The organism is Pseudomonas sp. W2Oct36 (assembly GCF_041060465.1).
In the GTDB taxonomy this organism is placed as follows: Bacteria; Pseudomonadota; Gammaproteobacteria; order Pseudomonadales; family Pseudomonadaceae; genus Aquipseudomonas; species Aquipseudomonas graminis_B.
The window spans coordinates 36,370-48,537 of the sequence record NZ_JAUERW010000013.1 but is presented as its reverse complement, the minus strand read 5'-3'; the positions used below and the strand labels follow the sequence as shown (position 1 = coordinate 48,537).

Sequence of the window (12,168 nt, the reverse complement as noted above, 5' to 3'; positions counted from 1 at the left end):
CAGGCCTAGACGTGGCGTCCAACCTGGAAAAAGCCCTCGCCCTGCCGTGGGAACCCCTGTTCAAAACCCAGTCAGTCGAGCGGGGTCTGGAGTACGCGCGGCAGAAGCGCGTCATGCTCGACCACCTGAGCGGCGATGTCGTGCGCACAGTGTGCCGGGGTTCAAGCCTGGAGAACTACACCCAGACGCTGTTGTTCAAGGACCCGGAGCGCACGCGCAATTTCATCGTCGGCAAATGCACCTGCCCGGTCAGAAACAACTGCAAGCACTGTGCGGCGGCGCTGTTCTTTTTGCAGGCCCCGGAAAACAGCCCCGGGATTCTGGCAGCGGTCGATGGCGAAGCGGTTGCGCGCAGGCCGAACGTCGTCGAGCAAAAACCCAAGTTGCCCGAGCGCCTGGAAAAGAACATCAAGCCCGAGCCGCGGTTGATTCTCGCCAGCTTCGAGTACAGCGCCTACGAGCCGCGCAACGGCAAGATGCAGCGGCACATCCAGCACCGCGCCGCCCTGGCGTTTCGCTATCGCGAATCCTATGTGTCCGGCGTGCCTGCCCCGGGCCGTGGCGGCGACATCCTCTGGCATTTGCCGGACGAGACGCTGCGCATGCGCCGGCATCCGGAGCGTGAAGGCGTGTACCGCAAACAGCTCCAGGAGCTGGGCTTCCGCATCGCCACCCGCCAGAGCAAGGCGCTACCGGACAGTGCTGGCGAAATGTTCGAGCTGCCGAACGACAAAGCCTGGCTGAGCTTCATTCTCGACGAGTTGCCCCGGTTGCGCGCCGAAGGCTGGCAGGTCGAGATGAGCGAAGACTTCGGCTTCGACGTGACCCCGGTGGACGACTGGTATGCCGTGGTCGATGACGAGCCGGAGCGCGACTGGTTCGATCTGGAGCTGGGGATCATCGTCAACGGCGAGCGGCTGAGCCTGCTGCCGATCCTGATCAACCTGCTGCGCACCCACCCGGAATTGATGACCGCCAGCGGTATCGCCAAGCGTCGGGACGACGAGCAGTTGTTGGTTCAGCTCAACCATTTCACTCAGCGTGGGGGCGTGCCGATTCAGGTGGCGCTGCCTTATGGCCGATTGAAACCGGTGCTGGCGACCCTCGGCGATTTCTACTGGCGCGAGGATGGCAACAACGCCATTCGCCTGAATACTGCGGACGCCGCGCGGCTCCGGCAGCTCGATGACTTGCCGCTGGTGTGGCAGGGCGGCGACCGGCTGCGGCAGTTCTCCGAACGACTGGTGAACATCAAGGATGTGCGCGGCGAGGTGCCGGAAGGCCTGAATGCGACGTTGCGGCCTTATCAGCTGGAGGGCCTGAGCTGGATGCAGGCGTTGCGCGAGCTGGAAGTCGGTGGCGTGCTCGCTGATGACATGGGCCTGGGCAAGACCCTGCAAACCCTGGCGCACCTGCTGCTGGAGAAACAGGCCGGGCGTCTCGATCGGCCGGCGCTGGTGGTGATGCCCACCAGCCTGATCCCCAACTGGATGGACGAGGCGAAGCACTTCACGCCGCAACTCAACGTGCTGGCGCTGTTCGGCACCCAGCGCCATCAGGATTTCAAGCGCCTGCAGGATGTCGACCTGATCCTGACCACCTATGCCCTGCTTCCGCGCGACGTTGAAGTGCTCAGCCAGCAACTGTTTCATGTGTTGGTGCTTGATGAAGCGCAGTACATCAAGAATCCCAATAGCAAAGCGGCGCAGGCGGCGCGTGAGTTGAATGCGCGGCAGCGTCTGTGCCTGAGCGGTACGCCGCTGGAAAACCACTTGGGCGAGTTGTGGTCGCTTTTCCATTTCCTGATGCCCGGCTGGCTGGGGGATGCCAAGCAGTTCAACAGCAATTACCGCACGCCGATCGAAAAGCTCGGCAACGAGGAGCGCCTGGAGCACCTCAATGCGCGGATCAAGCCATTCCTGCTGCGCCGGACCAAGGAGCAGGTGGCGACCGAGCTGCCGCCGAAGACCGAGATCGTGCATTGGGTCGAGCTCAATGACACCCAGCGCGATGTGTACGAAACCATGCGTCTGGCGATGGACAAGAAGGTCCGCGACGAGATCACCCGGAAAGGCGTGGGGCGCAGCCAGATCATTATCCTTGAAGCGTTGCTCAAGCTGCGTCAGGTCTGCTGTGACCTGCGGCTGGTCAACAGTGCGCCGGTCAATCCGCGGCAGTCGAGTTCGGGCAAGCTGGACAGCCTGATGGAGATGCTGGAGGAGTTGTTTGCGGAAAACCGCAAGATTCTATTGTTCTCGCAATTTACGTCGATGCTGGAGTTGATTGAGGCGGAGTTGAAGCAGCGCGGGATCGCGTATTCGCTGCTGACCGGGAAGACCAAGGACCGGCGGGTGCCGGTGCAGGATTTCCAGAGCGGCAAGCATTCGATTTTTCTGATCAGTCTGAAGGCGGGGGGCACGGGGCTGAATCTGACGGCGGCCGATACGGTGATTCACTATGATCCGTGGTGGAACCCTGCGGCGGAGAATCAGGCGACGGATCGGGCGTATCGGATTGGTCAGGATAAGCCGGTGTTCGTGTACAAGATGATTGCGCGGGGGACGGTGGAGGAGAAGATTCAGCATTTGCAGCAGGAGAAGGCGGCGCTGGCGGCGGGTGTGCTGGATGGGCGCAAGGCTGGGGACTGGAAGTTGCAGGATGAGGATATTGCGGCGTTGTTTGCGCCGTTGCCGGTGGTGGCCAAAAAGGTGAAGCGCTAAGGCAGCTTATTTTTTGGATCAAGAGCGTCTGCCTGGGGGCAGACTGTTTCGCCTTCGGCGAGTTACTTGGAAAAGCACCCCAAGTAACCAAGGGTGCTTGCTCCTGGTTGGGCCCTTCCTTCGTCAGGGTACCCTCACTCCGACGACGCTCCGTGGGCCCGCGCCGAACGGACATCCATGTCCTGACGGCGCTCTCGCCGCATCCATGCGGCTCGACCCACTCCGCGTCGTCTGCGTTCGGCCTGCACCCAAGTCGCGATTGGCGGTGTCTGAACTTTTTGCGTATGAAGATCAAAAGCGGTTAGTAGGACCGGCATTAGCCGGGAAGCCTTTTGTTTAAAGGGGACTGATTTATTTACAGCGCTTCACCGTAAATTAATCTGTCCCCGCGTCAGCCAATCCCAGCTCACCCCACCGCCCGCACTTCTTCTTCCGCCCATTTCACATAGCACACCACCACCGGCATGTCGTGTTCGGCGCAGAAGTCGATCCAGCGCAGTTGGTTGTCTTGCAGGCGGTCGCCGGGGCCTTTGACTTCGATCATTCGGTAGCGGCGTTGTTCGGGGTAGAACTGGATGAGGTCGGGCATGCCGGTGCGGTTGGCTTTGATGTCTTGCAGCAGGCGGCGGAACCAGCGTTTGAGGTGTTGCGCCGGCAGGCAATGCAGCGCTTGATCCAGCAGTTCGGGGGTCAGCGCGCCCCAGAACACGAAGGGCGATTGCAGGCCGAATTTGCTGAGGTAGGTGTCGCGGATCACTGCTTCGTAACGCTGGTCGTCGAGCTGCGCCAGGCATTCGTCGAACAGGGCTGCGCGGCGTTGGTAAAAGTCCGGGCTGTAGAGGTCACTCGGTGCGCTGTGAAACGGGTGGAAAAAAGCCCCCGGCAGTGGCGCGAAGATCGCCCGCCAACAGAGCAAACCGAACAGCGAATTGACCAGCGCATTCTCGACGTAGTGCACCTCGCTGCCCTCTTCCGCCAGGTGCTGCTGGATCAGCCGTTCGACGCTGTGATCGGGCAGCGGCAGCACGCTCAAATCAAGCCGAGTGACCGTTCGTTTCAACCGTTTCTGCACGCTGCCCTCGCCCAGCTTGCGTTTCAGACGCGGCTGTATGCGCAGCAGGTGTTGGGTTTCTTCGTCGTTCTCCGGCGCCAACTGGGCTTCCAGCAGCAACGTCATCGCGTCGAGAAATTGCTCGCTGCGTTCGAGCACGCGAATCCTGCGCACACGGGCGCCGGGGTAGCTGGACTGCGCGTAGACGCTGAGCGCCAGCGGCCAGTCCTGTTCGCGTTCGGCCTGCTGACCGATCTTGAACAACAGCTTGGCGCGACGCATGGCCAGCCAGGGGTTGTCGGTCGTGACCGCCAGCGCTTGCGGCGCCAGGTCGGTCAATGCCATGCCGTCGTCCAGCGCCTGTCGGCAGCTGTGCAGGTGCACGCAGGTGTCGATGTCGGCGCGTTGGTTGATGCCACGGGACTCGACGGAAAACTCGACTTTCTCGTAGCGATAGATGCCCAGGTCCGCCAGGACAAACTCCGACCATTCCTGGTACAGATTGCCGAAGTACAGCAGGCGAAGCCGGTCGCACAGGGGCATGACCTGGAGGGCGAAGATCACTTCTTCAAACCCGGCAAACCAGTGCTCCAGGCGCTGGGGCGATTCGTAGATCGGCAGCAGGCGCTGCAGCAGGTCGGATTTTTTCTCGGCGCTTTTGACGCCGTGGGCTTTGAAACACTGGCCCAGCTCATCTTTGCGCAGCAGCGCGAACAGAGCGTGAAGGTCCAGATGAGGCTGACCGTCGACCCAGCCGGATTCCAGCAACGGCGCGGCGGCCAACCGGACATCGCCGATCTCGGCGTAATCCAGCTTGCTGGCGCGGAACAGCGTGCCTTTGCGCATGACCATGCGCACCAGCAAGGCCTGTGCTGGCTGCGGCAGCTGGGCAAAATCGTTGATGAAGCGACGCTCGTCTTCATCGAGCAGGTCGTCGTAGCGCTGGGCGATCCAGTTCAGGACCTGGCGGAAGTTGTCCAGGTAATAAAACGGATTGTCGAGGGGGGAAAGGCTCACGGCGAGGTCACGTAAAGGCTGACGGAAGAGCGTCAGGATACTGGTTATCCGTACAGATTCCAGCCCTGACTGCTGTAGGATGGCGCCCGCCCGATCAACGGCGCGGACCAAAGAGCGCTGCCCACCCGCTACACTCCCTTCACGCATTTTTCAGGAGATCGTCATGGCTTCCGCTGACAAACCCCTCGTTTATCTCGCGGGCTTCGACGTGTTTCGCGCCGACGCCATCGAGCACGGCCGCGCGTTGAAAGCCCTCTGCGCTCGGCACGGTCTTGAGGGTTTGTACCCTTTTGATAACGAAGTGCCTCAGGGGCTGTCGCCTGAAGAGGCCGCCGCGGTCATTTGCAATGCCAATATCGCGATGATCAAAGGCTGCGACGCGGTGCTGGCCAACCTCGACCCGTTTCGCGGCGCCGAGCCGGATTCAGGCACGGCTTTCGAAGTGGGAATGGCCGTTGCGCTGGGCAAACCGGTCTGGGCGTATTTCGCAGCGAATGGCTCGTTGCGCGAGCAAATTGCCCATGACGCGGCAGGCTTCGACGCGCAGGGGTTTCAGGTGGAGGATTTCGGTTTGCCGCGTAATTTGATGCTGGCGTGTACCTGGGCCGGCAGTAGCGAGACGGCGGAGCAGGCGGTTGAGGCATTGGCTGCGCATCTGGCTGGCTGAACCCAACACTGTAGGAGTGAGCTTGCTCGCGAAGTGGTGGGTACATCCGCTGAATATCTGGCGGATGTACTGCCGTCTTCGCGAGCAAGCTCGCTCCCACAGATCCTCAGACGGCAGATCCATCTGCGGTGTCTTCATGAATTTGATACGAGCACCAACGCCCTCGTCTATTCCAGGTTCGACGAACTGATGTCCAGCTTGTCAGCGTCGGCGAACTCGTCCAGATCCAGTTCGCTCAAATCCAGTTCGCCCTCCGGGTCGCGGTCTTCGTCGGAATCGGCGTCGTTGAGGGGCGACTGATCGCCGCCGAAATGCTCGCCATCGTGGGCCAGATAGGCGATGGCGTGGGCGCCCGGCTGGCGGGTCTGTGGCTGGATCTGTACCTGCATCGTTGACGCTCCGGAAGTTGAATGTCTGTGTGCAGGCTAACCCACCCGGCGGGTTAAAAGCACCGGTCAGGACAAACTGAGGAAGGATCCGCCGTCGTCGCGCAGCATCCGCACCATGGCGTGGGCGGCAGGCGACAGATAGCCTTCGCGGCGCAGCATGACGCACAGGGTGCGTTCCATGGTGGTTTGTTCCAGCTGCACCTCGCGCAGGTCCTGCATGTTCTTGCCGAACTCCAGCGTCTCCCGGGCAATGAAACTCAGCAGACTGGTCTGGGCGATCAGTCGGGGCAGCAGGGAAATCGAGTTGGATTCGATTTGCACGTCCGGCAGTGGCAGGTCGTGGCGGGCGAAGGCGTCGTCGACCCAGATGCGCGACGACACCCCGGACGGCGGTAACACCCAGCGATAGCGACACAGGTCGCGCATCTCGAACGGCGCCTTAAAGATCGGGTGATTACGACTGGCGATCACCACCGCTTCGTCAGTCAGGATCGGGTAGAAGGTGAACTCCTCTTCGGCGCCGCGCTGGGCGCAGATGATCATGTCGAGGTGCCCGGAGCGCAGCTGTTCGCGCAGCATATCGTCCTGACCGATCACCAGTTTCAGGGTCACTTGAGGCGAGCGTTTGAGCAACGCATTGGTCAGCTCGGGCAGCAGGTACTCGGCCATGGTCGCCGCACAGCCCAGACGGATATCCCCTACCGCGCCACTGGCGAAATCGCGCACCTCGCGCTGGGTCTGGGCGATGCTTTGCTGCAGCACCTTGCCCCGCGCCTGTAACAGTTCGCCGACCGGCGTGAGCTTGATTCGGCGGCCGTCGCGCTGGAACAGCTTGGTGCCGAAGGACTCCTCCAGCCGCTGGATGCTTTTGGTCAACGCCGGCTGGCTGCGATTGAGTTTTTCCGCCGCCCGGCCCAGGTGACCGAGCTCGGCGATGGTTTCAAAATAAGTCAGGTCACGCAGGTCCATATATCAACCAAAGTTATCAATTCATGATTATTAGAAAATAGACTTGATCGATTGCGCTGTCGATACTGGGCGTCATTGGAAAACACCTACCAGGAATCGCCAATGCTCTGGAGATCCGCGTTGCCACGCCCCGCCTCGTTCGCCCTCGCCCACCAGCACCCGCTGACCCAATGGTTGCTGGTCATCCTCATGGCCGGTAGCGCCGGCCAACTGTTCAAGTACTTCCACGTCCCCGCCGCGCTGTTTCTTGGGCCGATGCTGGTGGCAATCGGCTTCGGCGTTGCCGGGGCCAGTGTTCGCCTCAACAAGCACGTGTTCCGCCTGGGTCAGGGCACCGTCGGCGTGCTGGTCGCCCACTCCATGACCGTTGGCGTTTTGCTGGCGGCGATGCAGTCGTGGCATGTGATGGTCTTCGCCACCTTGCTCACCGTCGCGTTGAGCGCGGTGGTCGGCATCGCCATGGCGCGCTGGGGCGGCATTCAGAGCAGCACCGCGGCGTGGGGGACTTCACCGGGGGCGGCGTCGGCGATGGTCGCGATGTCCGAGGATTACGGCGCCGACTCCCGGGTGGTCGCCACCATGCAATACGTGCGGGTGGTCTGCGTGGTCATGGTCGGCGCGCTGGTGAGCCGGCTGATCGGCGCCGATGCTGGCGGTTCGGACACCCATAGCACCGACGCGCTGCTGCACGGGATGAACCTGCTCAATCTGGGGCTGAGCCTGCTGGTGATCGGGGTCGGCGTGATGCTCGGCAGTCGGTTGCCGGCCGGGGCGTTACTGGTGCCCTTGCTGCTCGGCGGCGCGTTGCAATTGAGCGGCATGCTGCAGATCACCCTGCCCACCTGGGTGCTGGCGATTGCCTACGGCGCGATCGGCAGTTACATCGGCCTGCGCTTCGACCGCGTGACCATCAGCTATGTCTGGCGGCGGCTGCCCGCGATGATCGCCGGCGCGCTGGTGCTGATCCTGCTCTGCGCCCTGTCAGCCTGGGGCATCGCTGAAATCATGGGCAAGGACTTTCTCTCGGTGTACCTGGCGACCAGCCCCGGCGGCCTTGACGCCATGGCGATCATTGCCATCGACACCCATTCGGACGTCGGCTTCGTGCTGGCGATGCAGACGCTGCGGCTGTTCGCTGTGATTGTGACCGGCGCGTACATCGCCCGGCAGGTGATTCGCGTGTCGCACCGCTTTGCGTGAATCCGCTCGGCCGGGTTCGCGCCCATAGTCTCGCGCACACAGTCTCGCGCGCGCAGTCTGACGGAATCTTCATCGCTCCTGCGACCTCCAACCCTTCACACTCACTGGAGGCGGACGCCATGGCCACGCTGAAAATCGCCACGTTCAACATCAACGGCATCCGCGCGCGTTTGCCCATTCTGTTGCAATGGCTGGAAAAGGAAGCGCCCGACATCGTCTGTCTGCAGGAACTGAAGGCCGCCGACGCAGCCTTTCCCGCCGACGACATCCGCAATGCCGGCTACGGCGTGATCTGGCAGGGCGAGCCGTCGTGGAACGGCGTGGCGATTCTGTCCCGCGACAGTGAGCCGCTGGAGATTCGCCGGGGTTTGCCGGGCAATGAGAAGGACAAGCACAGCCGCTATCTGGAGGCGGCTGTTCAGGGCGTGATCGTCGGCTGCCTTTACCTGCCCAATGGCAACCCGCAGCCGGGGCCGAAGTTCGAGTACAAACTGGACTGGTTCGAGCATTTCATCACACACGCCGACTCGCTGTTCAACAGCGAGCATCCGGTGGTGCTGGCCGGGGACTACAACGTCATCCCCACCGACGACGACATCTACAACACCCGCTCATGGCTGAAGGATGCCTTGCTGCAACCGGAAAGCCGCGCCTGCTTCGAGCGCCTGCTGGACCAGGGCTGGACCGACGCCTTGCGCGCGAAATTCCCGGACGAGCGCATTTACACGTTCTGGGATTATTTCCGCAACCACTGGAAGACCAACTCCGGCCTGCGCATTGATCACTTGCTGTTGAGCAAAGACCTGGCGCCCAAACTTAAAAATGCGGGCGTGGATCGCTGGGTCAGGGACCTGCCCCACGCCAGTGACCATGCACCGACGTGGATTGAGTTGAAGGTTTGAGCGAGATGCACCGTTCCTCAAACAACACATCACCTGTAGGAGTGTTGGCCTTGAGACTGCGCAGGATCCAGCGGACTAGGCCCGGCTCGCCAAGGCCGTCGCCAGGCTTTGCTCCAGCGGCAACACCGGTAGCAGCGTCGCCTGATAGGCGTGGTACAGGTCCGGTTTGCCGGCCCAGATGTCGGCGCTGGGCTGGTTTTGCGAGTTGAGCTCGTGGCGCCAGCTGCCGTTTTCGTAATCGATGAACAGGGTCTCGCTGAATTCCCAGAACGTCCGGTACCAGTCTTCGTATGGCTGCTCGTGGGTCCGTTGCAGCAGTGCGGCGGCGGCGGCGGCCGCTTCGGCGTGGGTCCAGTGCAGGCGATGGCGGACCACCGGGCGGTTTTCCCAGTCGAGGGTGTAGACGATCCCCGGCGCGCCATCGACGTCCCAGCCATAACGGCAGGCGTTTTCGAATAATCCCCGCGCGTCTTCCAGCAGCCAGGCCGGCGCTTCCAGCCCGGCTTTGCGCCGCGCCGCTTCCAGGTGCAGCACCAGCCGGGCCCACTCGAAGGCATGGCCGGGCGTCGTGCCGTAAGGGCGAAAACCGTCGTCGGGCTTGTCGACGTTGTAGTCGAGCATCGGCTGCCACTGCAGGGTGAAATGCTCGATCACTTGATAATTGTTGCCGGCGGCGTGCTGATGGATGACCCGCTCGACGATGCTCAGCGCCCGTTCCAGCCAGCGCGCATCGCCAGTGACGTCGGCCAGAGCGAGAAACGCCTCGGTGCTGTGCATGTTGCTGTTGGCGCCGCGATAGGCTTCTTCGTTGCTCCAGTCGCGGTCGAAGGATTCACGCATCGCGCCTTCCTCCTCGCTCCAGAAGTGCCCGGTGATCACCTGAATCGCTTGCTCCAGGAGCGCCTGCGCGCCGGGGCGACGGGCAACCACTGCAGAGCTGGCGGCCAGGGCAACGAAGGCGTGCAGGTAAGCGTTCTTGCCGGTGTCGTCGCTGTGCTCCAGTGGCTTGGCGAACCAGCCACCGTGCTCAGCGTCGCGCAACGGCCCGGCCAGTGCGGCGATGCCGTGATCGACCAGCGCGGCGCAACCGGGAATACCGTTGATGTGGGCCATGGCGAAACTGTGGGTCATGCGGGCGGTGTTCATGGTTTCGGCCACGGCATCGGCGGTGAGCCGGCCGAAATCGTCCAGATTGCCGAAGCCTTGGGGCAGCTTCGAGGCCTTGGCAAACGCCAGCAGCCGATTGCCCTCCTGCATCAGCCAGGCCGTGTGACCCGGGGAGCGCAGCCAACTGCTGAAATCGCGATTCACGTCATCCATTGCCCTTCACCTATCTTGTCGGCAGGTTCGGCCCGCCAGGAATTATTAGTCGGGGCGAATCATGCAAGCCGAGGGCAGCGACAGGCAAGTGAATGAGGTGAAAGGCGCGGACTGTGGGACGTTTGTAGGACCGGCTTAAGCCGGGAAGACGTCATTCGCTACACCGAAAAACTGAGAGTGCTCAAACCAGCCCCTTCCCGGCTGAAGCCGGTCCTACTTGCGTGTGCAGCCTGTAGGACCGGCTTTAGCCGGTAAGCCTTTGAGGGCTTTGAACTCCGCAATCAAACCCGGAAACGCGTCACCACCTGATTCAACTCCGCCGCCAGCCGGGACAGTTCATTGCTCGACGCGCTGATCTGGTTGGCACCGGACGACGATTGCATGGACAGGTCGCGGATGTTGACGATATTGCGGTCCACTTCCCGGGCGACCTGGGCCTGCTCTTCGGCAGCGCTGGCGATGACCAGGTTGCGCTCGGAAATTTCGTTGATCGAGGTGGTGATCCGGTTCAGCGACTCGCCGGCGCCCTGGGCCAGCCCCAGTGTTTCTGTGGCGCGGGTGCGGCTCACCGACATCGATTCCAGCGCTTCGGTGGAACCGCTGCGCATGGTGGTGACCATCTTGTCGATTTCCAGGGTCGACTGCTGGGTGCGGTGAGCCAGTGCGCGCACCTCATCGGCGACCACGGCAAACCCGCGTCCGGACTCGCCCGCCCGTGCGGCTTCGATGGCAGCGTTCAGCGCCAGCAGGTTGGTCTGCTCGGCGATGGAACGGATCACGTCCAGCACCTTGCCGATGTCCTTGGACTGCTCGGCCAGCGTCTGCACCAGGTCCGAGGTGTGCTGGACGTTGCCGGACAGGGTCTGGATCGAATTGACCGTGTCAATGACCCGGCTCTGGCCGTCTCGGGCCGCAGTGTTCGATTCGCTCGAGGCCTGGGACGTCGACACCGCGTTGCGCGCGACTTCCTCGACCGCCGAGGTCATCTCGTTCACCGCCGTGGCGGCCTGTTCGATTTCGGCGTTCTGCTGGTGCAGGCCGCGATGGCTGTCTTCGGTCACCGAATTCAGCTCCGTGGCGGCCGACGCCAACTGGCTCGCCGAGTTGCCGATCAGGCTCAGGGTCGAGCGCAGGTTGGTCTGCATCTGCTGCAACGCGCTCTGCAATCGGGTGACTTCGTCATTGCCTTCGACGCGAATGTCGTGGGTCAGATCGCCCTTCGCCACGTATTCGGCGGCATCAACCGCTTGCTGCAACGGCCGCACGATGCTGCGGGTCAGCCACACCGCGAGCACCACGGTGGCCAGGGCCGCGATCAGCACGAACACCAGCACCACGTTGCGCGACTTGCCGTATTGCGCTTCGGCGGCCGCGCCTTCGAGCTCAACCTGATGGGAGTAGAAATCACCCAGATCGCCCAATTGCGCGCCGGAGTTGTCGACGGCAGTCTTCATGTCCACCAGCAGCAGCTTGTTCAGTGCCTTTAGCTCACCGCTTTCGGCAAGGGCGAATGACTGGGTCAAACCGCGCTGATACTCAACCAGGGTCGCGCGGAATTTGCCGTACAGCGCCTTCTCCTCCGGCGTGTCGATAAAGGCGTCGAGGCTGGTGAGTTTTTCATCAAGGATTTTCGAACGTGCGTCCATCTGGCCTTTATAAACGCTGACGTTTTTTGGATCGGCGTCGAGGGCGACCCGCAGCGAGATGGTGCGAATGCGCAGCATCGCTTCGCGGATATCGTTGACCAGACGCATGCTCGGCATCCAGTTGCTCTCGACCGCCACCTCGCTCTGTCGAATCGTCGACATCTGGCTCAAGGCGAACCAGCCGAGCAACGCGACCAACAGGGAAATCAGGGTAAACCCAAGGCCGGCGCGGCGGGCGATGGTCAGGTTGCGTAGGCTCATAGCGGGGGCTCGTTGTTGTAGGGGCG

9 protein-coding genes are annotated in these 12,168 nt (G+C 62.3%); 4 read left to right on the top strand and 5 right to left on the bottom strand.

Features of this window, described 5'->3' with window-relative positions; genetic code table 11:
* Positions 1 to 11 precede the first annotated feature (11 nt).
* Complete coding sequence (locus QWI18_RS17295) at positions 12 to 2,720, top strand: DEAD/DEAH box helicase (protein WP_369319371.1); 2,709 nt, start codon at positions 12 to 14, stop codon at positions 2,718 to 2,720.
* Between the two features lie 406 nt (positions 2,721 to 3,126).
* Here QWI18_RS17295 and QWI18_RS17290 read toward each other — a convergent pair whose 3' ends face one another.
* Positions 3,127 to 4,788: a VRR-NUC domain-containing protein gene (locus QWI18_RS17290; protein WP_369319370.1), complete on the bottom strand. Its 1,662-nt coding sequence runs from the start codon at positions 4,786 to 4,788 to the stop codon at positions 3,127 to 3,129.
* A gap of 163 nt (positions 4,789 to 4,951) precedes the next feature.
* Between QWI18_RS17290 and QWI18_RS17285 the strand changes: the two genes are divergently transcribed.
* On the top strand, positions 4,952 to 5,455 hold the full coding sequence (locus QWI18_RS17285) for a nucleoside 2-deoxyribosyltransferase (RefSeq protein WP_369319369.1): 504 nt from the start codon (positions 4,952 to 4,954) through the stop codon (positions 5,453 to 5,455).
* A 167-nt stretch (positions 5,456 to 5,622) separates the two neighbouring features.
* Here QWI18_RS17285 and QWI18_RS17280 read toward each other — a convergent pair whose 3' ends face one another.
* Complete coding sequence (locus tag QWI18_RS17280) at positions 5,623 to 5,844, bottom strand: hypothetical protein (RefSeq protein ID WP_065989581.1); 222 nt, start codon at positions 5,842 to 5,844, stop codon at positions 5,623 to 5,625.
* A 66-nt stretch (positions 5,845 to 5,910) separates the two neighbouring features.
* Positions 5,911 to 6,813 (bottom strand): LysR family transcriptional regulator, encoded by a 903-nt coding sequence (locus QWI18_RS17275; protein WP_065989580.1) that lies wholly within the window; start codon positions 6,811 to 6,813, stop codon positions 5,911 to 5,913.
* A gap of 102 nt (positions 6,814 to 6,915) precedes the next feature.
* Here QWI18_RS17275 and QWI18_RS17270 point away from each other — a divergent pair, with 102 nt between their 5' ends.
* Both QWI18_RS17270 and QWI18_RS17265 read left to right on the top strand, forming a co-directional pair.
* Complete coding sequence (locus tag QWI18_RS17270; RefSeq protein WP_369319368.1) at positions 6,916 to 8,013, top strand: AbrB family transcriptional regulator; 1,098 nt, start codon at positions 6,916 to 6,918, stop codon at positions 8,011 to 8,013.
* A gap of 119 nt (positions 8,014 to 8,132) precedes the next feature.
* Complete coding sequence (locus tag QWI18_RS17265; protein ID WP_369319367.1) at positions 8,133 to 8,915, top strand: exodeoxyribonuclease III; 783 nt, start codon at positions 8,133 to 8,135, stop codon at positions 8,913 to 8,915.
* A gap of 75 nt (positions 8,916 to 8,990) precedes the next feature.
* Here QWI18_RS17265 and QWI18_RS17260 read toward each other — a convergent pair whose 3' ends face one another.
* Positions 8,991 to 10,235 (bottom strand): AGE family epimerase/isomerase, encoded by a 1,245-nt coding sequence (locus QWI18_RS17260; protein ID WP_369319366.1) that lies wholly within the window; start codon positions 10,233 to 10,235, stop codon positions 8,991 to 8,993.
* Positions 10,236 to 10,516: 281 nt separating this feature from the next.
* On the bottom strand, positions 10,517 to 12,142 hold the full coding sequence (locus QWI18_RS17255) for a methyl-accepting chemotaxis protein (RefSeq protein ID WP_192134266.1): 1,626 nt from the start codon (positions 12,140 to 12,142) through the stop codon (positions 10,517 to 10,519).
* Between the last annotated feature and the right edge of the window lie 26 nt (positions 12,143 to 12,168).